This window comes from Asticcacaulis sp. DW145 (assembly GCF_037101385.1).
Classification (GTDB): Bacteria; Pseudomonadota; Alphaproteobacteria; order Caulobacterales; family Caulobacteraceae; genus Asticcacaulis; species Asticcacaulis currens.
This window is the reverse complement of the sequence record NZ_AP029024.1, coordinates 174061-199208: the sequence shown is the minus strand read 5'-3', so window position 1 is coordinate 199208 and position 25148 is coordinate 174061. Positions and strand designations below refer to the sequence as shown.

At 59.0% G+C, this 25148-nt stretch carries 20 protein-coding genes; 6 read left to right on the top strand and 14 right to left on the bottom strand.

The annotated features are described in order from the left end of the window. Positions 1 to 189: 189 nt before the first annotated feature. The 3 genes from AACH73_RS00895 to mutS all read right to left on the bottom strand — a co-directional run bounded on the left by AACH73_RS00895 (position 190) and on the right by mutS (position 7569). Entirely contained in the window at positions 190 to 1887 is a 1698-nt protein-coding gene (locus AACH73_RS00895; protein WP_338735124.1) for a PAS domain-containing methyl-accepting chemotaxis protein, read from the bottom strand. An 81-nt stretch (positions 1888 to 1968) separates the two neighbouring features. Then, positions 1969 to 4848 carry a [protein-PII] uridylyltransferase gene (locus tag AACH73_RS00890; RefSeq protein ID WP_272739855.1) on the bottom strand — a complete coding sequence of 960 codons (2880 nt, stop codon included), beginning with the start codon at positions 4846 to 4848 and terminating at the stop codon, positions 1969 to 1971. Between the two features lie 15 nt (positions 4849 to 4863). Beyond that, positions 4864 to 7569 carry a DNA mismatch repair protein MutS gene (gene mutS, locus AACH73_RS00885; protein ID WP_338735123.1) on the bottom strand — a complete coding sequence of 902 codons (2706 nt, stop codon included), beginning with the start codon at positions 7567 to 7569 and terminating at the stop codon, positions 4864 to 4866. A 257-nt stretch (positions 7570 to 7826) separates the two neighbouring features. Here mutS and AACH73_RS00880 point away from each other — a divergent pair, with 257 nt between their 5' ends. Further along, positions 7827 to 10109 (top strand): NADP-dependent malic enzyme, encoded by a 2283-nt coding sequence (locus AACH73_RS00880; RefSeq protein ID WP_272739853.1) that lies wholly within the window; start codon positions 7827 to 7829, stop codon positions 10107 to 10109. Positions 10110 to 10147: 38 nt separating this feature from the next. On the opposite strand, the gene AACH73_RS00875 is transcribed toward AACH73_RS00880, so the two are convergent. From AACH73_RS00875 to rdgB, 7 genes are all read right to left on the bottom strand, one after another. Beyond that, positions 10148 to 11842, bottom strand: a complete 1695-nt coding sequence (locus AACH73_RS00875; RefSeq protein ID WP_338735122.1) for an MFS transporter — start codon at positions 11840 to 11842, stop codon at positions 10148 to 10150. A gap of 128 nt (positions 11843 to 11970) precedes the next feature. Continuing rightward, positions 11971 to 13527, bottom strand: a complete 1557-nt coding sequence (locus AACH73_RS00870) for a response regulator (protein WP_338735121.1) — start codon at positions 13525 to 13527, stop codon at positions 11971 to 11973. A gap of 527 nt (positions 13528 to 14054) precedes the next feature. Beyond that, a complete protein-coding gene (gshB, locus tag AACH73_RS00865) occupies positions 14055 to 15011 on the bottom strand; it encodes a glutathione synthase (protein ID WP_272739850.1) in 957 nt (318 codons plus the stop codon). A 115-nt stretch (positions 15012 to 15126) separates the two neighbouring features. After that, positions 15127 to 15981 carry a 16S rRNA (cytidine(1402)-2'-O)-methyltransferase gene (gene rsmI / locus AACH73_RS00860; protein ID WP_272739849.1) on the bottom strand — a complete coding sequence of 285 codons (855 nt, stop codon included), beginning with the start codon at positions 15979 to 15981 and terminating at the stop codon, positions 15127 to 15129. A gap of 36 nt (positions 15982 to 16017) precedes the next feature. Then, positions 16018 to 16620 (bottom strand): hypothetical protein, encoded by a 603-nt coding sequence (locus tag AACH73_RS00855; RefSeq protein WP_272739848.1) that lies wholly within the window; start codon positions 16618 to 16620, stop codon positions 16018 to 16020. Between the two features lie 47 nt (positions 16621 to 16667). Beyond that, positions 16668 to 17810 (bottom strand): radical SAM family heme chaperone HemW, encoded by a 1143-nt coding sequence (gene hemW / locus AACH73_RS00850; RefSeq protein ID WP_338735120.1) that lies wholly within the window; start codon positions 17808 to 17810, stop codon positions 16668 to 16670. Beyond that, positions 17798 to 18409 carry an RdgB/HAM1 family non-canonical purine NTP pyrophosphatase gene (rdgB, locus tag AACH73_RS00845; RefSeq protein ID WP_338735119.1) on the bottom strand — a complete coding sequence of 204 codons (612 nt, stop codon included), beginning with the start codon at positions 18407 to 18409 and terminating at the stop codon, positions 17798 to 17800. The genes hemW and rdgB overlap by 13 nt, the downstream gene beginning before the upstream one ends. Before the next feature lie 117 nt (positions 18410 to 18526). On the opposite strand from rdgB, the gene AACH73_RS00840 reads away from it, so the two are divergent. Both AACH73_RS00840 and AACH73_RS00835 read left to right on the top strand, forming a co-directional pair. Continuing rightward, positions 18527 to 19048, top strand: coding sequence for a DUF2975 domain-containing protein (locus AACH73_RS00840; RefSeq protein WP_272739845.1), 522 nt, complete (start codon positions 18527 to 18529; stop codon positions 19046 to 19048). Continuing rightward, positions 19045 to 19254 carry a helix-turn-helix domain-containing protein gene (locus AACH73_RS00835; RefSeq protein WP_338735118.1) on the top strand — a complete coding sequence of 70 codons (210 nt, stop codon included), beginning with the start codon at positions 19045 to 19047 and terminating at the stop codon, positions 19252 to 19254. The genes AACH73_RS00840 and AACH73_RS00835 overlap by 4 nt, the downstream gene beginning before the upstream one ends. A gap of 3 nt (positions 19255 to 19257) precedes the next feature. Here AACH73_RS00835 and rph read toward each other — a convergent pair whose 3' ends face one another. The 3 genes from rph to AACH73_RS00820 all read right to left on the bottom strand — a co-directional run bounded on the left by rph (position 19258) and on the right by AACH73_RS00820 (position 20817). Beyond that, positions 19258 to 20010 (bottom strand): ribonuclease PH, encoded by a 753-nt coding sequence (gene rph / locus AACH73_RS00830; protein ID WP_338735117.1) that lies wholly within the window; start codon positions 20008 to 20010, stop codon positions 19258 to 19260. A 66-nt stretch (positions 20011 to 20076) separates the two neighbouring features. Continuing rightward, positions 20077 to 20493 carry a hypothetical protein gene (locus tag AACH73_RS00825; protein WP_338735116.1) on the bottom strand — a complete coding sequence of 139 codons (417 nt, stop codon included), beginning with the start codon at positions 20491 to 20493 and terminating at the stop codon, positions 20077 to 20079. 3 nt (positions 20494 to 20496) lie between these two features. Further along, on the bottom strand, positions 20497 to 20817 hold the full coding sequence (locus AACH73_RS00820; protein ID WP_338735115.1) for a hypothetical protein: 321 nt from the start codon (positions 20815 to 20817) through the stop codon (positions 20497 to 20499). Between the two features lie 121 nt (positions 20818 to 20938). Here AACH73_RS00820 and hrcA point away from each other — a divergent pair, with 121 nt between their 5' ends. From hrcA to AACH73_RS00805, 3 genes are all read left to right on the top strand, one after another. Then, the gene (gene hrcA / locus AACH73_RS00815) at positions 20939 to 22027 is read left to right on the top strand and encodes a heat-inducible transcriptional repressor HrcA (RefSeq protein ID WP_272739840.1); all 1089 of its coding nucleotides are present in this window, start codon (positions 20939 to 20941) and stop codon (positions 22025 to 22027) included. Positions 22028 to 22047: 20 nt separating this feature from the next. After that, positions 22048 to 22644: a nucleotide exchange factor GrpE gene (gene grpE / locus AACH73_RS00810; protein ID WP_272739839.1), complete on the top strand. Its 597-nt coding sequence runs from the start codon at positions 22048 to 22050 to the stop codon at positions 22642 to 22644. 68 nt (positions 22645 to 22712) lie between these two features. Next, the gene (locus AACH73_RS00805) at positions 22713 to 24062 is read left to right on the top strand and encodes a M28 family peptidase (protein WP_338735114.1); all 1350 of its coding nucleotides are present in this window, start codon (positions 22713 to 22715) and stop codon (positions 24060 to 24062) included. 18 nt (positions 24063 to 24080) lie between these two features. On the opposite strand, the gene AACH73_RS00800 is transcribed toward AACH73_RS00805, so the two are convergent. Then, positions 24081 to 25016: a dienelactone hydrolase family protein gene (locus AACH73_RS00800; RefSeq protein ID WP_338735113.1), complete on the bottom strand. Its 936-nt coding sequence runs from the start codon at positions 25014 to 25016 to the stop codon at positions 24081 to 24083. Positions 25017 to 25148 lie beyond the last annotated feature (132 nt).

Below are 25148 nucleotides of genomic sequence, written 5' to 3'. Positions count from 1 at the left end.
GATGCGATCGTCTCGCCGGTGACGCAGACAACGATACGGTCGGCATAGGCGCGCACGCTCGCTGTCCGTCGTGCCGCCATGGCCATGACTGACTATCGGTTATGGTCGATCGGGATCTGGCAGGTTCCGGTGACGAAATGTTCCGTCTCGTGGAACCCGTCGAACGGCGCGAAACGCGGCGCATATGGATCAGGCCGCCCGGACAATGTTTTCCGCTTCTGAAGAGGCGATCTGCATGTTGCGCGCCATGTCCTGAGATGTGGCGCTTTGCTCTTCGACCGCGCCCGCCGTGAACAGGACCTGCTCCTGGACATTGGAAACCGTGGAACGAATAGCATCAAGCGCATTGACCACCGCGGCAGAGGAGGCGCGCACGCCTGCGATTTCACCGACAATCTGTTCGGTGGCCCTGCGTGCCTGGGTCGCCAGATTTTTAACCTCGGTTGCCACGACAGCGAAACCGCGCCCGGCTTCGCCGGCTCGGGCGGATTCTATGGTGGCGTTTAGCGCCAGAAGATTGATCTGGCTGGTGATATTGCTGATCATCTCGACGATGCCGTCCATCTGCGCTGCCGCGACGGCCAGCTGCCGGGCGCTGTCGTCGGCCTCGTTGACGGACTGATTGGCCTGATCGGCTGCCGCCTTGGTTTGCGACATGGTATCGGAAATCGACCGGCCGGTGGCCGCCATCTCCTCAACCGCTGCCGACAGATCCTGAAGGGAGTGGGACAACTCGGTCGTCCGGTTGAGCGCCATGCGTCGGGCGGTAACGTCGGTCGCGTATTTGATGACCTTGTAGGGCTTGCCGTTAATGTCAAGAATGGCGTTGTAGGAGGCCTGAATATAGACGGATCGCCCGCCGTTGGCCTGACGTTGAAACTCTGCAGAGACGAACTCACCCTGCACCAGCTTGACCCAGAATTCGCGATAGGCGTCGCTATTGGCCGTGGCCTCATCCACAAACATCCGGTGGTGCTTGCCGCGGATTTCGTCCAGCCTATAGCCCATGACCTTAAGGAAGTTGTCATTGGCGTTGAGAATTTTGCCTTCGAGGTCAAACTCGATGACGGCCTGTGCGCGCGAAATGGCTTCCACCTGGCTCAAAAGGTCAGCATCCTTTTGCGCCTGCGGTGTGATATCAGTGGCAATTTTGACGATCTTCAGGGGTCGGCCGTCTATGCCCAGTATGGGATTATAGGTGGCCTGAAGAATGACCTCACGCCCGTCCTTATTCACGCGCTTGAACTGCGAAGACACAAACTCGCCCGCCTTCAGCCGGCGCCAGAAGTCCGTGTAGGCGGCGCTATTGCGTTCGGATTCCATAACAAAAACCTGATGGGGCCGACCCACTATCTCCTCGAGGCGATAGCCCATAACCTTCAGAAAGTTGTCATTGGCCGTAATCACCGTGCCATCCAGAGCGAACTCAATAACGGCCTGAGAGCGCGACATTGCCGCGACCTTACCTTCCAGATCGAGGTCACGCAGCTTGCGAGCGGTCACGTCGGAGGCGATTTTGACAATTTTATAAGGCTTGCCAGAGCGATCAAGAATGGGGTTATAAACAGCTTCCAGATAGACATTCCGCCCGTCCTTGGTCTGACGCCGGAACTCTCCCTTTTGCGCGATGCCGCCTTTTAAGTCGGCCCAGAATTGCCGATAGCCCGGCTTTTCAACCTCAGCCGGATCGACAAAGGCCGAGTGATGCTTACCCACTAGCTCAGAGGCCGAATAACCCATCAGATTGAGAAAGTTGGCGTTGGCTGAAAGTACGCGCCCCTCAAGGTCGAACTCGATAAGACTTTGACTAAGTTCAATCGCGGTCAAGAGGTCCTGACTCAGGCCATCGGTCTTATGAGACTTTTTTCCACCAAACGCTGACCACATGGGCGGCACTCCCGTACGCTTCGCCCCCTATTGTCAGCCAAGGCCCTCAATAAGAGGTTAAGTCTTGTACGCGCACACCTGTTACCGTGCCACAGACGCCCGTGCCCGCGTCGGGGCCGCACGCGTGGGTGCCGACGGCGGATCGAGCACATCCGTCAGGGCGCGGTGAACTTTTTCGCGCTGGGCCTTCGTCAGTTGTTTGCGCGTAAAGTGATCGACGACGTAAAAGGCATCGACTGCGCGTTCGCCGTAGCAGTCGATGTGGGCGGAGGCCGTATCCAGATGTGCGCGGGCCAGCACGCTAGCCACATCAGCCAGAAGGCCGGGACGGTCGCGGCCTGATACCTCGATAATGGTCATCTGCGGGTTGGATTCATCGTCGAAGACAACGGTCGGCGCGATGGCGAAGGCGGCGGCGCGATGCGCATTGATGGCCTTATGGATCAGAGGCGCGGCCACTTCGCCGCCAACCGCCTTTTCCAAAGCCTGTTCCATCTGACGCAGACGGCCCGGATCATCGTGGCCAAAGGGCTTACCCTGCGCGTCCTGCACATAGAAGATGTCGAGCGCCTGACCGGTGGTTGAGGTAAAGACCTGAGCCCCCACAACGTTAGCGCCCATATTGGTGAAACAGCGCGCCAGATCGGCAAACAGGCCCGGACGGTCCTTGCCCGTTATACAAAAGCGGGCGGCGTTGCGCGCTTGATCAATATAGGCCTGCGCAGAGGCGCGGCCTTCGGGTCCATTCCAGACCTGACGGGCATGATGAAGGATTTCCTCAGCGGAAAAGGCAAAGAGGTAGGACTCTTCCATCGTATCAAGCCAACCGTGCATCTTTGCATCCCCGGCGCTCAACGACTCGCGAAGGGCGGCGGCGCGCGCTTGGATCTCTTCGCGCACCTGGGTAACGGCGTCACCTTCGGTGCCACGGCCTCCGCGGAAAGCCGCTTCGGTGGCGGCCTGAAGCTCGCGCATCAGCTGGCCCTTCCAGCCATTCCACACGCCCGGTCCCACGGCGCGGATATCGGCCACGGTGAGGATCAGAAGTTGCCGCAGGCGCTCGGGTGTTTCAACGATGCGCGCAAAGGAGGCCACGGTTTCGGGGTCAGAAACGTCGCGCTTTTGGGCATAGTCAGACAGGACGAGGTGATGACGCACCAGCCACGCGACCTGATCGATCTGCCACTTTTCGAGGCCCAGTCGCCCACAGGCGCGCCGCGCAGCGATTTCGCCCTCTATTTCCTGCCCCAGATCACCGCCCTTGCCGACATCATGCAGCAGCATAGCTAGGTAAAGGGTTTCCTTGTTGGCCAGATTGGGAATGAGCGAGGTCGCCAGCGGATGGTCGTCCTTATGCTGCCCAAGTTCGATATCGCGAATAATGCCAATGGCGCGCAGCGTATGCTCATCAACCGTATAGGTGTGGTACATGTTGAACTGGGTCTGGGCCACGATGTGCCCGAACTCGGGTATATAGCGCCCGAGGAGACCGGTCTCGGTCATCAGCGACAGGGTGCGATAAGGATTTTTGCCGCGTACGAGTATGTCGAGGAAGACCTCTGCCACGGCCTTGTCACGGCGCAGGGCCGCATTAACCAGTTTCAGATTGCGCGCCACCGCTGTGAAGGCGTCCGGATGCAGGTCCATCTCCAGCCGATCTGCCATGCGGAACAGCTTGAACATGGCAATGGGAGCCTTTTTGAACACGTCCGGGCTCTGCACGCTCAGTCTTCCCGCGTCGATAATGAGGCCGGGATGGTCAGGCTTGGTCAGGGACAGAAGCCCTGACTGCAAGAAATGTGTCAGGCGCTGCAGCGGTTTGGTCTGTTGCGCCTCGAGCTTGGTGCAGAAGATGCGGGTCAAAGCCCCCACCTCCTTGGCCACAAGAAAATAGCGGCGCATGAATCGTTCGACGGCCGGTTCGCCATCGGCCTCAATATAGCCCATTCGGCGGGCGATTTCCGGCTGAAGATCGAAGCTCAGCCGCTCTTCGGCGCGACCCGCCGTCATGTGGGTCAGAATGCGGACCTTCCACAGAAAGTCGAAGGCCTGCACGAAGGCCATGCGTTCCTTTTCAGTCAGCAGCGGGTCAAGAACGCCCCACCCCCCCGCCGCCGGCGCCCTCTGGCTTTCACGCAGGACCGGTGCCTGGATCGCCCCGGCCAGATATTTGGCAATCCAGAACAAGGTGTGAAGGTCGCGTAAGCCCCCCTTACCTTCTTTGAGATTCGGTTCGACCACATAACGCGTCGTCCCGGCCTTGGCGTGGCGGAAATCGCGCTCTTCCAGCTTGGCAGCGACGAAATCGGACGCGCCATGACGCATCACGTCAGCCGCCAGCTTTTCCTTGAGCGACTGCACGAGCCCGGGATCGCCAGACAGAGGCCGGTATTCAAGAAGTGCGGTCATGACCGTGTGGTCTTCGCGCGCCATCTTGAGGCTTTCATCGACCGTGCGCGACGCATGACCGACCTTCAGGCCCAGATCCCACAACGAATAAAGGATAAATTCGATGACGCTTTCCGAATGCGGCGTTTCTTTCCACGCACGTAAAAACAAAAGGTCAAGATCGGAAAAGGGGGCCAGTTCGCCTCGCCCGTAGCCGCCCACCGCCACCAATGCCAGCCGCTCGCCCTCGGTCGGGTTGCGCGCGCGATAAACGTGGGTCAGTGTAAAATCCCACAGAGCGGTTATGATCTCGTCGGCCAGTTTCGACAATTCGCGCGCCGTTGAAAGCCCCCCGCGATGCGTTTCAATATGCATCAGGAGACTTTCGCGCGACTGGTCCCATTCCCGCTTGAGAATCGCAACGGCCTTGCGTCTGAGATCGGCGACATCGCCGCTTGAGTTCTCATAGGCCTCAGTCAGTTTGCGGCGCAACAAGGCGCCGTCAATGCTGTGGCTCAGCAGGGCGGGACTGGTCTTGGTCAGCATAAGGGCGGGTTCACCTGCAGGCAGCATTTAACTCTCCCAAGCTTACACCAGTCCCCTTAAACGATAGATAACTTCCAGGGCCTCGCGGGGACTGAGGTCGTCCGGATTGATCCCCTTAAGCGCCTTTTCCAGCTCGGTTTCCGCGGGTTTTTGCGACGTCGCAACCGAAACCTGCGCCTGGACGGTGGCAAAGAGGGGCAGGTCGTCCAGTTTGAGCTGATGGGCTTTGTCGGTTTCAAGCCTCTCCAGAATGTCTTTGGCTCGCGCCACGACCACCGGCGGCATCCCGGCCAGGCGCGCGACCTGAACGCCGTAAGACCGATCAGCTGCGCCACGCCTGGCCTCATGCAGAAAGATCAGTTCGCCGTTCCACTCTCGCGCCGTCATAGAGATATTGTGGGTATGGGCAAGTAAGGATTCAAGCTGCGCCAGCTCATGATAGTGGGTGGCAAACAGGGCACGCGCCTTGACCACCTCGTGCAGGTTTTCAGCGCAGGCCCAGGCGATGGCCAGACCGTCGAAGGTTGCGGTGCCACGCCCGATCTCGTCCAGAATAACGAACGAGCGATGGGTCGCCTGGGTGAGGATGGCAGCGGTTTCAACCATCTCCATCATAAAGGTAGATCGCCCCTGCGCCAGATCGTCACCGGCCCCGACACGCGAAAAGAGACGATCAACCACGCCCAGCCGGAAAGATGTTGCCGGAACGAACAGGCCAGCCTGCGCCATGATCACCAGCAATGCGTTCTGGCGCAGGAACGTCGATTTACCCGCCATGTTGGGCCCGGTCACAAGATCAAGGCGCGGGCCGGTCTGTCCTGACGCATCGAGACAGCAATCATTGGGTGTGAAGGGTTTGCCTTCAGCCCGAAGCGCTGCGACAACCACGGGGTGACGTGCACCTTTGGCATCGAAGATGAGGCTGTCGTCGACAACAGGTCGGGTGGCTTCAAGGTCTTCGGCCCATTCGGCAGCGGCGGCAGCGACGTCCAGCGCACAGAAGGCATCGAACATGTCCTGCAAGGGATGCGCATTGCTGCGCACCTCTTCACGCAGATCTTCGAAGATGGCCAGCTCGAGGTTGAGCGCGTCGGAACCGGCGCGGGCGATGCGCGCATCAAGGTCGATCAGCTCAGGCGTCGAAAATCGCATCTGATTGGCAAGCGTCTGGCGATGGATAAAACGCTGGCGATGCGCGTCACTTAAGGCTTCGGCCTGTTTGGCCGTAAGTTCGATAAAGTAGCCCAGAACCGCATTGTATTTGATCTTCAGCGGCAGGCCGGTTTCCTGCTGGAGATCGGCCTCCATGCGCAGAATAATCTGGCGCGAGTCGTTACGTAGGGTGATGGCGTCCTGAAGATGGCTATTGTAGCCTGGCTTGATAAAACCACCATCGCGCGTGGACAGGGGCGGCTCGTCGACCAAGGCCTTTTCGAGCTTGAACAACAGATCGAGGACGGTCTCGCCAGCCGTCAGAGCCTCAACATGGGCGTGGATTTCAGCGGGCCAGTCGGGATCGAGCCGGCTTTCCGGATCAGTGGGCTGCAACAAGGCGACCATATCTCTGGCCAGATCGAGGCAGTCGCGGACGACCTTGAGATCGCGGGGCCCACCCCGCCCCAGACCGAGGCGTGACAGAGCGCGCGCCATGTCGCTCATGCCCCGCAATCTTTGACGCACCTCCTGACGCAGAGGCCGCTGGGCGAGGAACCATTGCACCGCATCGAGTCTTTGATTGATCTCTAAAGGGGCGTTAAGCGGTCGCGACAAACGTGCCGCCAAAAGGCGCGAACCGCCGGAGGTAATTGTGCGATCGATGGCCGACATCAGCGAGCCTTCACGGCTGCCCTTTTGCGTGCGTTCGATCTCCAGGCTGAGACGCGTGGACGGGTCGATGGCCAGATAGGCCAGGGAAGCGACCTTTTTTGGCGCTTTAAGCACCGGGGCCTTACCCGCCTGCGTCAGGTCGATATAGGCCGCGAGCATACCAAGTGCCGACAGTTCAGACGGGCTGAACGCTCCGAACCCGTCGAGCGTTTCGACCCCATAGAGCCTCTTCAACCGCGCCTCGCCCGCCGAGGGATCCGACAAAGACGCCGGTTGCGGCTGGATCGCACCGCCGCAATATTTCAGCAAAGCATAGAGGTGTTCATCCTGAAGCAGGCGGTCGGACACGAGGCTTTCTGAAGGCCGCAATGCCGACAGATGCGTGCCCAGCGTCTCCGGCGTCAGTTCCAGACACTCCACCTCTCCCGTGGACAGCTCCAGAGAGGCCAACGCCATCACCCCCGCCCTTTGCGAGAGCGCCACCAGACGATTGGCCCCGCGTTCTTCGAGCAGACTGTCCTCAGTCAAGGTGCCCGGCGTGACGATGCGCGTAATGCCCCGCTTAACCACCGCCTTGTAGCCGCGCTTTTTGGCTTCGGACGGGTCTTCGAGTTGGTCGCAAATGGCGACACGAAACCCCATTCGGATCAGCTTGGCGATATAGGCTTCCGCAGCATGGGCGGGCACTCCGGCCATTGGAATGTCCTCGCCCTGATGCTTGCCACGCTTGGTCAATGCCAGGGACAAGGCGCCGGCCGCCTGCTCGGCATCCTCAAAAAACAGTTCGTAGAAATCGCCCATGCGAAAGAACAGAAGCGAACCCGGATTAGCGGCTTTCACCTCCAGATACTGGGCCATCACAGGCGTGGCCCCATCGAGTTGGGCTTTAAGGTCTTTTTCGGAAGGGGGGATCGCGTTCATGGGCGTAAGTTAATCAGTGTTAACCAGGCTCACCAGCGCGAAATGCATCGTCGCGGGGATTTCCACAGCCGACCCCACCCGCCGGCGTGGCTTATGTGCGGAATTCCGCCCTCCGTTTCAAATATTGAAATGAAATAAAACCTTTTTTGACGGTTTTGAGGGGAATAGGGTGTTTATCCCGGGTCTATACTGCCATACTAACACCCTAGGTAAACCTATAATTGTCAGACAAATAAACCGCGAGACGGAACGCCGGAATGCCCATCGACAAGACCAAGGTCAGCGACGAAGAAGCCCTTAATTTCCACCAGTATCCCTCCCCCGGGAAGATCGGACTTCAGCCGACCAAGCCTATGGCGACGCAGCGCGATCTGGCGCTGGCCTATTCGCCAGGCGTCGCCGTCCCGGTGCGCAAGATTGCTGAAAATCCGGATGCCGCATATGATTACACTTCAAAGGGCAATACGGTCGCGGTCATTTCCAACGGCACAGCCATTCTGGGTCTCGGCAATCTGGGCGCTCTGGCGTCCAAGCCCGTGATGGAAGGCAAGGCCGTCTTGTTCAAACGCTTTGCCGATATCGACTCGTTCGATATCGAAGTGGCTACTCAAGACCCGGACGAATTCATCACGGTGGTAAAGAACATCACCGCGTCTTTCGGCGGCATCAATCTCGAAGACATCAAGTCACCGGAATGCTTCATCATAGAGTCTGCGCTTCAGGACCTCGCCGACATCCCGGTGTTCCACGATGATCAGCATGGCACAGCCATCATCGCCGCTGCCGGCCTGATTAATGCGCTGGAAATCACGGGTCGAAGGATCGAAGACACCAAGGTCGTGCTATGCGGCGCGGGCGCGGCGGGCCTGTCCTCCATCGGTCTGATCAAGGCGATGGGCGTGAAGCCGGAAAACACCACGGTCGTCGATATCCATGGCGTGGTTTATAAAGGTCGCACGATCGAGATGGACCAGTGGAAGTCGGTCCACGCCACCGATACGGACAAACGGACTCTGGCTGAAGCGATGGTCGGGGCTGATGTGGTGCTGGGTCTGTCGGCCAAGGGCGTCATCACGCCGGAAATGGTGGCCTCGATGGCCCCGCAGCCTATCATTTTCGCCATGGCCAATCCCGATCCGGAGATCACGCCGGAAGATGTGGCTAAGGTTCGCGACGATGCGATCGTCGCCACGGGCCGTTCGGACTATCCGAATCAGGTCAACAACGTTCTGGGCTTCCCCTACATTTTCCGGGGCGCGCTCGACGTGCGCGCCCGGCGCGTTAATCATGAAATGAAGCTGGCCGCGGCTAAGGCGCTGGCGCAACTGGCCCGAGAAGACGTACCCGACGAAGTGGCCGCCGCCTATCAGGGTCGCCATCTGAAGTTCGGCAAGGACTATATCATCCCGACACCGTTCGACCCGCGCCTGATCTGGTACATCCCGCCTTTCGTGGCGCAGGCTGCCATGGATACCGGCGTGGCGCGCAGGCCGATTGAGGATATGGACGCCTACCGCAAGACGCTGGAAAAACGCCTCGATCCCTCAGCGGGCTTCCTGCAGAACATCACTGCCACCGTCCGGTCGCGTCCTTCGAAGCGGATCGTCTTTGCTGAAGGCGAAGACATTTCGGTCATCCGCGCCGCTCACGCTTTCAAGGCTCAGGGTCTGGGTACCCCCATCCTTTGCGGCCGCGAAAACCTGGTCACAGCCAACATGCGCGTGGCAGGTCTCGACCCGGCGGAAGAAGATATCGAAATCGTCAATGCGCGCTTAAGCCACCGCAATGCAGCCTATTCGCAGCTTCTGTACAGTCGTTTGCAGCGCAAGGGCTTCCTCAAGCGCGACGTCGACCGCCTGATCAATCAGGACCGCAATTCATTTGCGGCCGCCATGGTGCTGTCTGGCCATGCGGACGGCATGGTGACGGGCGTCACCCGCTCCTTCGACCAGGCCTTTGAGGAGGTTCTGCGTGTCGTCGATCCGGCGCCTGGCGGGCGCGTGATGGGTATGTCCATCGTACTGGCGCGCGGCAAGACCGTCTTCATCGCCGATACCACTGTGGCCGAACTGCCTGACCCCGAAGAACTGGTCGAAATCGCTGTGGAAGCCGCCATGGCGGTGCGAGGGATGGGCCATACGCCGCGTGTTGCCTTCATGTCCTATTCGACTTTCGGCAATCCTGCCGGTGAGCGGTCAGATCGCGTGGCCAAGGCCGTTGAGCTTCTGGAGCAGCGCGGCGTTGATTTCGAGTTCGAAGGCGAAATGCCGCCCGACGTGGCGCTAGACCCGACCCTTTGGGCCAACTACCCGTTCCAGCGGCTGACCGCGCCCGCCAATATTCTTGTAATGCCGGCCATTCACTCGGCGTCGATTTCGACGAAGCTGGTGCAGGCACTGGGCGGTGCAACCGTCGTAGGTCCGCTATTGCTCGGCCTCTCTAAGCCCGTGCAGATCTGTCAGTTGTCGGACTCGGTCACTAAAATCCTGACTATGGCCACCTTCGCGGCCTATGATATCCGGGCCAATATCAACAGCTAAGTAAAAGTCTCTCGCTGAGACGTGTCAGGGCGGAGCCGTCAGGCTTCGCCCTGTTCTTTTACGGCCCCCACGCGGATCAGCCAGATCGCCAGCACGACGGCAATCAGTCCCACCAGCGCCGTATAGGTGAAGAACAGCATGTAACCCGCACCCAGAGCCTCACGGCTGACACCCAGAGCCTCTGCCGGTTTGGCAAAGCTGATGGCGGGCAGATTATGCAGATAGCCCATAAAGGGTGTCGCGACATTGCCCTGATCAGCGCCACGCGCTGCGCCCTCAACGATGCGCCCCGACTGTGACGCCAGTAGCTTACCCGGAAGCGCGTAAAGCGAGGATAGAAGCGCGTACTGCGGGGCGGCAAAGCGCTCGGAAATCAGGGACGACATATAGGCGACGAGCACCACCCCGGCATAGCCACCGGAGATATTGTCGATGGCCAGAGCGATGGAAAAGGCCGGGATGCTGTTGCCCTGCGTCGCCAGCCAGGCATAGGCGAAGTTGGACGCCGCGCAGGCAAAGGCCCCCACGATCAGGCTCTTTTTCATGCCCAGTCGGGTCATGGAAAGCCCCCCGGCCGTCACCCCGATAATGGTCATGATGACGCCGAAAATCTTGCGAACCTCACCGATCACCGAGAGGTCAAAACCCAGATCACGGTAAAAGGCACCGTTGATATTGAGCAAGAAGTCCGACAGACGATAGACGCAGATACCCGCCAGAATCAGCCAGGCGAGGTTTTCATAACGCACCAGAAAGTCAGCCATCGGTTCAACAAAGGTCTGGCGCAGATAGGCCCCCGGACGAGTGGGCGTGCGCGGCAGGGGCAGGCAAGCGGCAAACAGCAGGCCCAGCCCGATCAGCACCGCCGGAAATTGCAGAAAGATACCGGTTTCGCGGCTGGTCCACACGGCTTTGGCCGCCTCATAGGCGTCTGCGGTTGGAAAGAGATACTGAAACAGGCTGATATTACCGGTCAGCCCCGACCCCATCAGCGAGGCCGCCAGCAGCATGAGCAGCACGCGCCCGCCCCATTCGAGCGCCTCAGTGACCGGATGCGGTGGCAAATCTCCGTAGTGAATAGGCCGGATAATGTGTTCACCTTCACGCGCCAGCAGGGTTCCAGTGATGCCAATCAGCATCATGGCCGCCATCAGGGCATAGGCCGGCCGCCAACCATAATGTTCGGCAATGATCAGCGGCAGGATACCGGCCACAAAGGTCGAAACCCGCGCGCCCCAGGTATAGGCCGTCGTCAATACCGCCTGCCCACCAGAGCCCGCGCTTTCAATCCGCCACGCGTCGATGACAATATCCTGCGTTGCCCCCAAAAATCCCAACAACACAGCGATAAGCGCCATCAGCATCAGATGATCCTGCGGATTAAGCCCGGATATGGTCCACAGGCCTAGCAGTATCGCCCCCTGCATGATCAGCATCCAGCTCCGCCTGTGGCCCAGAAGCGCCGTGAGACCGGGGATACGGACCCGATCGACCAGCGGGGCCCACATGAATTTCAGGCTGTAGGCAAAGGTCGCCAGCGAAAAGAAGGCGATGACCTCAAGCGACAGACCTTCGTCGCGCAGCCAGATCGACAGGGTATCAAAAATCAGACTGAGGGTCAGGCCTGCCGAGAACCCCAGAAAAATCATGGCCAGCGTCTTGCGCGTGAAGAAGGGCTTCACGGCCCGCCAGAGGGTCTTGGTCTCAGGCTGGGCGGACGGCGTCGTGGTCATGCATATCCCCGGTCATAATACAGGCCTCAAATCGGCGCAACTGGGCCGACGAATGCTCTAAGCGGGGATCATCGGGCGAAGTGCTTGATTTGGCAAGCGCGCAAACCGCTCCTCTGCAGGGAGGCCTGTCAGGCGGCGTTGGCGCGACCGCACCATTGCGACAGCCGATGGCGCAGGGCTGGCAGCTCAATGGGCTTGGTCAGGAAGTCGTCCATGCCCGCCGCCAGACAGGCCCGACGGTCTTCTTCGTAGGCATTGGCGGTCAGGGCGATGATGGGGACGTTTACGCCTTTGGCTCGTAGGGCCTTTGTCGTGCCGATGCCGTCCAGACCCGGCAAGCCCAGATCCATAAAGACGATGTCATAAGGGGGCTGAGCCTCCATCAGGCGCAGCGCGTCTTCGCCCGAGGCGGCGCGCTCGACGCGACAGCCTTCGCGTTGCAGAAGGATCTGCGCCAGAAGCGCATTGACCGGATTATCCTCCACCAGCAGCACGTGCGCGCCCGGGGCAACCACCGGGGCGATCCGGTCATCTTCGGTCGTTAGCGCCGGGTCTTCATTGGGCAGGGGCTTGAGGGACAGCGTTTCAATGCGCTCGCGCAGCGAGCTGCGACGCAGAGGCTTGATCAGGTACCCCGCCCAGCCTTTGTCCCGCCAATCCGGGATCTCGTCGCGTTCTTCGGGGGCCAGCAGGATCAGGCTACGGTTGTTCGGCGCGGGCACCGGTGTCCCCAGAAGACGCCGATCGGCCAGCACCACGGCGCGCGAACGACGGCCTACACCTTTTAGCTGGCTCAACACGCGAGGATCCAGGCCAAAGCTCTTCAGATGTGAGCGCGCCGCCTCAGTCAGGACCGGGTTCGAGGTGACGCAGATAACATCGGGCGAAGACCTGGGTTCCGGTGCGGGCCGCAGGGTGGACTGCACAGGGAAGGTGGCGGTAAAAAGGGATCCCTTGCCAGGCTCCGACTGAAGGTCAAGCGTCGCATTCATCGCCTCGATAAGCTTTTTGACGACGACGAGGCCAAGACCCGCCCCCCCATATTGCGCGCCGGCGTGGGAGGGATCGACCTGTCCAAAGGCCTCAAAGATACGCACGCGCGCTTCTTCAGGAATGCCCGCGCCTGTATCGCGCACACCAAAACGCACCGCACCGGCTTCGGTCAGGGTAACATCTATCAGCACGCCGCCGCTGACAGTGAATTTAAGCGCGTTGCCTGCCAGGTTGAACAAAATCTGGCGAAGACGTCCTTCATCGATTTCAATGGCTTCAAGCCTCGGATCGAGGCTCCAGGCGATTTCGATACCGCCGGAATGAGCGCGCGGTGACAGAAGCTCCGCCACGCTTTGCAACAGAGGCTCAAGCTCGACGGAATGGCTCTCAAGATGAATATGCCCGGCTTCGATACGGGCGTAGTCGAGGAGGTCATTGACGAGGGTCAGAAGATGTTCCCCTGACTCCCGCGCTGTCTGAAGATAGGACTGCTGTTCGGCCGTCAGTCCCGTACGGTTGAGGAGCGACAACATACCGAGGACGCCATTCAGGGGCGTTCGGATTTCATGGCTCATCAGCTTGAAGAAATCCTCGCGGGCCTTCAGCTTTATGGCCGCCTCGCGGGCTTCTGACTCTGTCATCAGACGGTTGTCAGTCTGATCAGTCGCGCGGGAGGTCTGGCGTTTGGGCATAGCGCTTCGTCGGTCTCCGTAACCTCATTTTGAAGTCGGGCGCACTTTAGCAGAAAAGTCTTAACGCCCGCTCAAGCGGCGGGCATTTTGTGCTGTCAAAAGCGCGCAAGGTTCCGCCACGACGGGGTTTCGTTATTGATCTGATCCGACGACAAGGGCGCAGACTCAGGCTCTCTCGCCTTTAAGCGTTCGGACTGGGACAGGACGGATTGGCGGCTGGCAGACATCAGGACGAGTAATCGAACGCGCCGCAAACCCCATCGCAGAAATTGCTCGAGGAAATCCCCGTACATGCCCGCCCGATAGGGTGGATTACGGCTCGCTTTGCAGGGCGCTACCACGGCCAGAAACTAATACCCGCCGATCAGAAGACTACAAAGCGCTCTCCTTACACGAATCTTATCCACACCCCACGGAAGGAATGCGGACATATGAGGAACAAACATAAAACAAAACGGCACAGATTCATATAACTGCAATATCTGGCTTTCCGTTTCGAAAAAACGCAGGATATTTTCTTTTATATTCTATGCCTTGGCTGTGGACAGCTTAAGTTCTACCGCGTTCCACAAGGCGTCGCCCGCATCAATGCCGTCGAACGCCTTAAGTTGCACAGCCCCCGTCGGGGACGTCACATTGATCTCCGTCAAGTAGTCGCCAATGACGTCTAACCCTACGAACATAAGGCCGCGCTCGCGCAGGCTTGGTCCTACCGCCGCGCAAATTTCAAGATCCCGCTCCGTCAGGCCGGTTGGTGCAGCCGTTCCACCCACGCGCAGATTGGAGCGCACAGCATCTTTTTGCGGGACCCGGTTTATTGCACCGACTACATCGCCATCGACGAGAATAATGCGCTTATCGCCAGCCGAAACGGCGGGGATAAACTTTTGCAAAACCAGAGGCTCCCGACCAATCGCGGCATGCAGTTCGATCAGAGCGTCAAGGTTTCGGTCTTCCGCCTTCAGCTTTATGATGCCGCCGCCCGCCGCTCCATGCAGAGGTTTGAGTATCACATCGCCGTGGCGATGATGAAAATCGCGCAACGCCTCAGGGTCAGCGCTGATTAGGGTCGGTGGCTGTAGCCCTTTGAAATGCTGGGCGAACAGCTTTTCAGGGCAATCGCGTACGCTGCGCGGATCATTGACGACCAAGGTCTTAGGGTGGATCATCTCCAAAAGGTAGGTCGCCGTGATGTAGGCCACATCAAATGGCGGATCCTGACGCATCAGCACCACATCGACATCGCTTGCCAGGTTAAGTTTTTGGGGTGCCCCCGCTGTGACATGGTCACCCTTCACCGGCTTTAACGTGACCTTGCGGGCTCGGGCAAAAATTTCTCCATCTTCAAGCGAAAGGTGCTGAGGTTCATAAACCCAAAGCTCAAAGCCGCGGGCCTGAGCCGCCATCATCAGGAGGAAGGTCGTGTCCCCGGCGATATTGATATTTTCGATGGGGTCCATCTGGACAGCGACGCGCAGGCTCATCAGTCGATCTCTCGTTTCCTGGCCTCTATGTATAGCGCCTGACGCCGAGCACAAGGGGATGCACCGATATTCCCCTCATCCCAGCCTCGGTGCCCTCAGAATAAACAGGTTCTCGCTATCGTTTTAGATCGAGGGCCCGCTTATATATAACCTTACGGGGCAAATCGTATTTTTGCGCCAGCAAGGCCGCCGCCTCGGAAGGCGGCAAGGTTTTCAAGGCATCAATGATGGCGGCATCCAGATCGTCTTCGGAGGCAACTTCCGGCTGCCCTGGACCGACCAACACGACAATTTCGCCCTTCGGCTCGTGAAGTTCGCGACACGCAATGAGTTCGCTAAGCGTACCTCGCACACAGGTCTCATAAAGCTTGGTCAGCTCACGGCAAACCGCCGCCGGCCGGTCCCCGAGAACCGCGCACATATCTGACAGGGACTCGTGAAGACGGGGACCCGTTTCAAAGAAAATCACTGTAGATTGAAGTGTTTTGAAATCAGACAGAAAGGTCTTTCTGGCAGATGACTTGTTCGGAAGGAACCCCGCAAACATAAAGCGATCGGTTGGCAATCCCGCGAGGCAAAGGGCGGCCATCACGGCCGACGGGCCCGGAATGGGGTGGACGCGAGCCCCCGCCGCGAGCGCCATATTGACGAGTCGAAAGCCAGGGTCTGAGACGAGTGGTGTGCCCGCATCCGACACTTGCGCCACAACCTCTCCGGCGTGCAGGCGGGTCAGAATTTCAGGGATAACCTGGGGGCCTGAATGATCGTCGTAGCGTATGAGCTTCTTTTTGAGGTCATAGGCCGACAATAGCTTGCCGGTCACCCGCGTGTCCTCGCATAACACCACGTCGGCCGCGCGCAAAACGTCCAGTGCACGCAATGTGATGTCGCGCAAATTGCCGATCGGCGTCGCAATGATATAGAGCCCCCCTTCGACAGGGCGGGGCGGCGGGGCAAAGAAATCGCTCATGCCCCTATCTGGCGCATGGGCCGCCGTTTGGGAAGCTTAAATAATGCCGGCGCAGGTGCGGGCGAGCTCCTTGCGACGCGACTGGCTGAGTTCAACACCCGTCACCTTCCAGTCGAGACCGTTGCGCGACACGATCAGATAGTCGTCACCGCTGATGCGGTACTGGCGCGCAGCGAAGCTGCCGTAACGAATACGCGGATCCGGCTTCCAGTTGAGCCGGGCCGGTTGGGGTTTGAGATGTTTAAGCAGGGTGACAAAACCCTGAGCCTCGCCTGCTGTCTGGGCGCACAGATGCAAGTCGATGGTCTTCTGCGCTTCGGGCTCGGGCGTGGATTTGGAGCGGCCCCCGAACAGAGAGGCCCCTTTATCCCACATGCGTTGCAGGAAGCCTTCCTTTTCTTTCGAAGGCGAAGGTGTCGCTACCGGTATGACCTCATAGGGAGCGATGTCATTATAGAGACGATTTGTGATGGACGTGCCGTCAATCAGAGCCTGCACTCGAGCCGTCTTGCCGGCGCTGGCATAGGTCAGTGTGTCAATAGCCACGGCCTGCGCCCGATAGACATCCCAACAGACAAGTCCGCCAACAACACCAACCAGAACGGTCATTATGATCAGAATTCTGCGCCATTTGTGCATGAAAGGCCCCCTTTTCACCCCTTATCTAAGCGCCAAAACGGCAAAAATTATGACAGAAGTTCGAGAAGCAGACGGTCGAGCACCACACGTCCTTTTGGGGTGGCGCGTAAGCGGTCCGGTGTCAGGTCAAGAAAACCGTCAGCAATCAGGAGATCCCGTTTGGACAGGGGCAGTCCGCTTATGCGCTCAAGCCTCACGCCGTCGATCAGACGCAAACCCAGCATCAGCGCCTCCTCGCTGGCCTCTGCCGGTGGCAAGGGTTCAGGGCTCACGCTGTGCCCGCCCTGGCGCACGCGAGCGATATAGGTTTTGAGTTCAGGCTCAGCCACGGTCGCGTGGCGTGAATTATCAAAGGTCAGGCGACCATGGGCACCGGGGCCTACCCCGATATAGTCTATCCCCTCCCAGACGTTGATATTGTGCTGCGAACGCGCCGCCAAGCCACGCGCGTGGTTGGAGACCTCATAGGCCTCAAAGCCCAGTTCACTCAAGACCGTCTGGGTTCGCTCGTAAAAGGCCTCTCCCCTGTCGGGGTCGGGAATGCGCAACTGCCCCCGCCGCGCGGCACGCCCGAAAGCGGTGTCGGATTCAATGGTGAGCTGGTAGGGCGAAATATGTTCGACGCCCAGGCGTGCGGCCCGGCGAAGCTCCTCTTCCCAGTTTGAAAGGCCCTGATCGGGCAGGGCATAGATAAGATCCAAAGACACTCGCTCAAAGGCTGACAGTGCCGTCTCAAGTCCCGCAAGCGCTTCGCGGGCTGAATGGTTGCGCCCGAGAAAGCGCAGTGCGGCATCATCTAGCGACTGGATACCAATGGACAGGCGGTTGATACCGGCCGCCCGAAAGGCGCGGTAGCGCGCGACCTCGGCATCGGTCGGATTAGCCTCCAGCGTAATTTCAATATCTGTTTCAACCGGAAACAGGGATTTGGCCTCAGCGATCAGAGCCGCTACCCAGTCGGGCTTCATTAGCGACGGCGTTCCGCCGCCAAAAAACACTGAGGCCAGACGCCGCGGACCCAGCCATTGGGCCTGCGTCCTCAGATCGGCAACAATGGCCTCATAAAGGGATTGCTGCGTGTCCGTCTGACCGCGATCGCGCGTCACATTAAAATCGCAGTAGGGACAGATGCGCGAACAGTAGGGCCAGTGGATATAAAGAGCTACCGGGGCAGGGTTCAGAACAGCCATGCCTTCAACTGTTCAAAGGCCAGATGGCGATGGCTGAGGCTGTCCTTTAGCACTTCGTCCATCTCCGCATAGGTGACCTCATACCCATCGGGCTGAAAAATAGGGTCATAGCCAAACCCCTTGTCACCACGCGGTGCGACGACATCGCCATGTACCACGCCTTCGAAAACGACCGCATGGCCTTCGGGCCAGGCGACGGCCAGAGCCGAGGTAAACCAAGCGCGCGTGGAATAGGTTTCGGGATTGTGAACCTCGGCCTGGATCATCTTGTGCCGGATGATTTCCATGGCGCGGGGAAAATCTTTTTGCGGCCCGGCCCAGCGCGCACTGTAAATGCCCGGATCGCCGTTCAGCGCAGCGATACTTAAGCCCGAATCGTCAGCCAGAGCCGGCAGGCCTGCTGCCATGGCCGCATGGCGCGCCTTGAGGATCGCGTTTCCGACAAAGCTGTTTTCGGTCTCTTCGGGCTCCGGCAGGCCGAGGCTGCCCGCCGTGACAATCTCAAACTGGCCATTGAGCAGACTGTCGATTTCGCGCGCCTTTCCCGGATTGTGGGTGGCGGCAATCAGTTTCTGACCGGCAACAAGCGAAATCGACATGAGGATCTCCGTTTGCGCCCTGTTTAGCCTAAGCGCCGCCCAATGAAAAAGCCGTAATTTGGCGATGACGTTTTTTTGTGGCACAGATCATAACAGTTACGCCGTATAGGGTCTTTCATGCGTTTTCTGGGCCCCCGCTCGATTTCCAGCCTGCTCAAGACGGCTCTCGATGTCGTCTATTACGGCCTTTTTGCCATGATCGTGGCGGTGGGGATCGCGGCCCTGTGTCTGTTGTCGGTGCCTACACTGGCGGCAGAAGTTATGGCACGCATGAAAATGGTGGCGCAGATCAATGGAACCCAACAGGCGATATTGATGCTGGCCTTCGGCCTGTCTTTGTCCGGTTATCTGCTGATCATGCGCTGGACGCGGCAGGTGTTTCGGACACTCGCGGAGGGCGACGTCTTTCACCCGGACAATACACTACGCCTGCGCTGGATCGGCTTCGGACTGGCGGGCGTTGAACTTTATTCCTACGCCTCGCGCGCCCTTGCTGAAGCCATATTGAGGATGCCGGTGGAGCCAGTCTACGGCATGCGGGCGGTGACGGCGTGGTTTTCAGTGCTGGTCGTTTTCGTTCTGGCCGAAGTGTTTAAGGAAGGGGCGCGGCTACGGGCCGAAGCCAATCTGACTATATGAGCGTGACGATCTGCCTGAGTGAGCAACTGGCAAGGCGGCGGCTGTCACTTGTCGAATTATCCGATCGGACAGGGATTGCCGTGCGGCATCTTGAATTGCTGCGAGATCAGAAGGCCGTAGCGGTGCGATTGCGCACCTTAGAATCGCTATGCCGGGCGCTCAATTGCACGCCCGGCGAGCTCCTGGTCATCAAAGACGAGGAATAAGTCTTACTTGCCTGCCGCTGCGCGTTGCAGAGCAAATAGTTCCGCTGCGCCTTGCGTTGCCAAATCGAACAGGGTGTTAAATTCGTCGCGTGAAAAGCCGCGCTTTTCACCTGTGGCCTGAATTTCAACGATGTGCCCTGATCCGGTCAGCACAAAATTCGAGTCCGTTTCCGCGGTCGAATCTTCGTCGTAATCAAGGTCCAGAACCGGGACATTTTCATAGACGCCGCACGACACCGCCGCGACCTGATCAATAATCGGGTTGGTGGAAATTAGCTTCTGTTCCAGGAGCTTGTCGCAGGCGAGAGACAGGGCCACCCATGCCGCGGTGATGGAGGCGCAGCGCGTCCCGCCGTCGGCCTGAATCACATCGCAATCGAGGGTAATCTGACGCTCACCCAGTGCCTTGAGATCGACGACAGCGCGCAGGGACCGGCCGATCAGACGCTGAATTTCCTGTGTGCGGCCCGACTGCTTGCCAGCGGCCGCTTCACGGCGCGAGCGGGTGTGGGTTGAACGCGGTAACATGCCGTATTCCGCTGTCACCCAACCTTGCCCCTTACCCTTCAGAAAAGGCGGCACGCCCTGTTCCACCGACGCCGTGGCCAACACTTTGGTGTGTCCAGCCGTAATCAGACATGAGCCTTCCGCGTAGCGCGTCACACCCGTCTCCAGTGTCACCTTGCGCAGCTGATCCGCCTGACGGTTGGACGGACGAAAGGTCTTCAGGGCGTTCAGGGCATCGAATTGCGACATGGCGGGGACCTCCAGAGTAAGCCGCATTGCCTATCAGCCCCGACAGCGATTTCAAAGTTTTTTTGCTCAAATCCAGATATCCGGAAAAGCCATAGAGGCAATAAACATCGCCATCAGCCCATATCCCACATTAAACAGGCACAGTGCGCCGGAAATCAGACGAGCCCCGTTCGCTTTGACAATAAACCCGATCGCATAAAGAATTTGAACAGCCAAAAAGATCAGAAGAGCATCGTCCACTCCCTCCTTGACCTGCCCGCGGAACAGTCCGGCGATCGTCACCAGAAGGTGACTGGCTATGAGTGGCGGCAGTGCCCAGAGTGCACGCTTTTCATGTTTTCGTACCGCCAAAAGCACTCCCGAAAAGCCAGCAAGAACGCCCAAGGGGGCCATGATCGACCAAGGGAAGAAAACAAAAGGGTTTGCCAGCAGCGACAAAAACCAAGTTGGCAAGGAAACATTTAACCAGATGGCATTACCCAAAGCTTAGTCTCGCTTTTCATCAACCTTGCGAGACACCTTGCAGTCCTTATCAACGCAGGCATAGGTGTTTCCGTTCTCGTCGACGGGCTCTTTGCCCTTATCTTTGAGCGATTTGGTTACACGCCACGGGCCGCGTAACGGCTCGAAATCGCTGGTTCTGACCTTCTGTGAAGGCTTGTAGGTGCTGGGGATTTCTGTCGCTGGGGCATCCTTGCGGGCTTTGAATACGGGCTGTTTCGTCAAGGTCACCGCCTCTTCGGACTGCGCTGCCCCGGTCATCGCCAAAATCATTACTCCGGCCACAGTCAACACTGCCCTGCGCATCTCAACTTCTCCGTGCCTTATAAGCAAGTGAAGCCTTGTAATCGTGGCAATTTGGCGGCAAACCTTGCCGGACGTGTGAAGCCTCTTCACAAGCTGGCAAAGCCTTCTATATCCTTATCGTATGAAAACATCGCTCTCGACTTTGATGAGTGGCACGGCCTCATTGACCGAACTTGATGCCAGGGCGCGCGACGTCTTTCGTCATGTCGTCGAATCCTATCTTGAAACCGGTGAGCCAGTGGGATCGCGCACCCTGTCAAAAGGTGGAATAGCGCTGTCACCGGCCTCGATCCGTAACACCTTGTCTGATCTGGCTGAGCTTGGCCTTCTGAGCGCACCTCATGTTTCCGCCGGGCGGATGCCGACGCATCAGGGGCTTCGCCTGTTCGTAGACGGCCTTCTCGAAGTGGGCGATGTGGCGCAGGATGCCAAGCGCGAGATTGAGGGGCGACTGACGGCAAAAGGCCTGACTTTCGACAGTGCGCTTCGCGAGGCGTCTAACCTTTTATCGGGCCTGGCAGGCGGCGCGGGTGTTGTAATGACGCCATCATTTGAGTCCGGGGTACGCCATGTTGAGTTTGTCAAACTGGCACCGGATCAGGCTCTGGCGGTTCTGGTTTTTGAAGACGGACGTGTCGAAAATCGCCTGATGGCGCTTGATCTTGGGGTGACGCCTTCCGACCTGATAGAGGCCTCAAACTATCTCAGCACAAGGCTTCGCGGTCGCAGCTTAACTGAGGCCGGGCGCGACCTGCGGGCCGAACTTGAGGCCGAGCGTCAGCAACTCAATGAGGCGGCAACCGGTCTGATTTCACGCGGTCTGGCGGCCTGGGCCGGTGGCGAGAGCGACAAGAGGGCGCTGATCGTCCGCGGGCAAGCCAATCTTCTGGAAGCCTCTGCCCTTGAAGATCTGGAGCGTGTACGCGCCCTGTTTGAAGATCTGGAAGAGAAGGAAGAGCTGATCAACCTCCTCGACAACGTCCGCTCGGCGCAAGGCGTAAGAATTTTCATCGGATCGGAATCGAAACTGTTTTCTTTGTCGGGCTCCGCTGTTATTGCAGCGCCCTACATGCTGGGTGGCCAAGCCCAGAAGGTTGTCGGCGCCATCGGCGTCATCGGGCCCGCCCGGTTGAATTATGCGCGCATCATCCCACTTGTGGATTACACCGCAAAAATCCTCGGCCGCCTGCTGGAGCAGGAACGGTCCTAACCCACAGAGTCTATAGAGTAATGAGCGAAGAACATACTGAACAAGACGCCCCGTTTGCCAATGACGCTATCGACACGCTGAACGCGGCGCTGGAACAGCTTCAGGCCGAAAACGCCGCACTCAAGGAACAGGCCCTGCGCTATGCTGCCGAGGCCGAAAACGTGAAACGCCGTGCTGAGCGTGAAATGAATGATGCACGCGCCTACGCAATCCAGCGTTTTTCGCGCGACCTCTTAGGCGTAGCCGACGTGCTGCAACGCGCCCTTCAGGCCGTTCCGGCCCAGATCGAAGACCCGGCGTTCAAGAACTTCGTCTCAGGCATCGAGATGACGGAAAAAGAGCTGGCGGGGGCGTTTGAAAAGAACGGCGTCAAGAAGATCGCACCGCTCAAGGGCGACAAGTTCGACCCCAACTTCCATCAGGCTGTGATGGAACAGCCCTCCACCGAGGTCGAAGGTGGGAGCGTCCTGATGGTCATGCAGGCTGGCTATGAACTGTTTGGCCGCACCATCCGCCCGGCCATGGTCGTTACCGCTGCCAAGGCCGCCAGCGCCGCAAACGGCGCCTATAACGGGGGTGATAACGCCTCCGGCGGGACCATCAACACCCAAGCCTGACGGCTCGGCGCTTTACGAGACCAAAGAGACGGTGCATTCTGCGCACCGTCTTTTTTTGTGGGTCTACAATGTCCAAACCTCTGACGGCTCTGGCCGCCGCTTTCTGCCTCTCTGTTACCGCACTCGGCGTGCACGCCCAGACAGTACGACCCGAGCAGGTTCGCGCCCACCTTTCCTTTCTTGCTTCAGATGCTCTCCAGGGCCGAAAAAGCGCTAGTCGCGACGAAGCCATTGCGGCTGCCTATGTTGCCGCCCAATATGAGAGCTTCGGCCTTCAGTTCGCACCCACACTATCGGGGTTTGTGCAGGCAGCGGAGGTGGTGTCGCCCCAACTGGACGGGCAGGCCAGCCTCCAGCTTGGCCCTCAAAGCCTCGCGGAAGGGCGTGATTTTCGCCTTCTGTTTGCCAGCGGTCAGAGTGTAGAGGGGCCACTGACCTTCCCGGCTACGCCCGAGGCCCTGACCAAGGGTGCGGTGATTGTGCTCCCCTCTGATGGGAAGACGCCCCTGACACAATGGCTGCGCGAGGCCCGTTCTAAAGGCGTAAAGCTTGTGCTGGCCCCGGATGGCGCCGAAGCCAGCAAGTTATGGGATGGCATTGGGGGCGGCCCCGTAACCCCCACCCATCTCAGTGAAACCCCGCCGTCGCGCCCACGTCCGGACGTCGTTCTTCTCAACGCGTCTGCCTATAGATCTCTCAAATCGGGCGACAGTGCCCGGTTAAGTGTGAAGCGCTCTGATACGCAAAAAGCTTTTACCTATAATGCCATAGGCTTTCTGCCCGGCACGGATCCGAAGGCGGGCGTGGTCCTGATCACCGCACACCTCGACCACCTCGGCGTGAAGAACGGCACGATAATGCCTGGTGCGAATGATGACGCTTCCGGTGTAGCCGCGGTACTCGAACTGGCACGCGCGCTGTCGCAAGGTCCCGCGCCGCGGCGCGGGGTCTTGTTTGTCTGCTACGGCGCTGAAGAGGCTGGCCTCTTAGGTTCGGCGCATTTTGCCGCTCACCCGCCGATCCCGCTCGATCATATTGTGGCCAATCTGGAGGTTGAAATGATTGGCGCTCAAGACCCAAAACTACCGAAGGGCACCATGATGATCACGGGCTGGGAGCGTTCAAACCTGGCCGATGCCCTGAAAGCCAAAGGCGCGCTCTTAGCCAAAGACCCATATCCGGAGCAGCACTTCTATGAGCGTTCGGATAATTATTCCCTCGCTCTGCAGGGCATTGTCGCCCATACGGTCTCAGGCTGGGCCACAATACCCACCTATCACTCGGCGCAGGATACGCTTGGCAATATCGATATTCCCTATATGACCGCAGCCATCCAGTCGCTTGTTGAGCCTGTTCGCTGGCTCGTAACGGGCGACTTCGAGCCAAAATGGGCCGAAAACGGACGCCCGAAACCCTGACCCTGGCGACTGCCTTTGTCAGAGATAGGTGGAAAACCATTTGAGGAGCTGCGACCAGCCTTCCTTGGCGGCCTTTTCGTTATAAAGGGCGCGGTAGTCAGCATGAAAGCCATGCTTGGCGTCCTTATAAACCTCAATATGGCTTGCCGTCTTGCCGGACGCCTTAAGGGCCGCATTCATGCGTTCTACGCTGTCAAGAGAGATGCCGCCGTCCTGCCCGGCATAGAGACCGAGCACCGGACGGCGCAAACCTGACGCCCGATCGATCGGCCATTCGCGCTCTTCCTTGCCCAGGAAATCGGTCGCGGCCGGCCGCTCAAGGCGCCCGTACCATGCCACGCCCGCTTTGATTTCCGGGATGGACGACGCAGCCATCCACACGACAGCCCCGCCCCAGCAGAAACCCGTAATGCCAATACGCGAGGTATCGGCGAACTTCGCCTTGCCAAAGAGACGTCTTGCCTGGCCAATATCCGGGTTGGACTTCAGCCACCTAATCAAGGTTTTAAGATCGCCCATCACCTGCTCATTGGTCGCGGTTTCGACCAGCTTGCGGACTTCGGCGGTGTCTTTCAGCGCGGCCGCGTTACCATTGCGGGCAAAGGGATCAAAGGTCAATGCGACATAGCCCTGATGGGCAAGGCGTCGGCAGACATCGCGCAAATAATCGTGGAGGCCAAAGATTTCTGGGACGACGAGCACGACCGGGCGTCGCTTGGCATCTTCGGGTAAGGCAATATAGGCCGGTATGGCGTAGTCGCTGTCACTCGGCACGGTCAGGTCTTTGGCAATCAGCCCGGCGGAAGGCGTAGAGATCGGCGATTGGGCCGCCGCCGCGCCAGCCCCCAGAGCGTAGCCTGCGAAAAATAGCCCGGCAATGCCGCGGCGACTGACATGGAAGTCCCGCGGCTCACTGCCTTCAGGGCGCGTCAGAGGCAAGGCGGTATGTGACATGGCAGGTCTCCCGGACGTCTTCTTTTGCGTTCGCGGTTAACTAACTACACAATCTTCGTCCTCGGCAAAAGGTCTCACCAGAGGCGGGTAACGCCTAAAACCCTAAAAATAATGCCAGCATTGCAAGCCCCC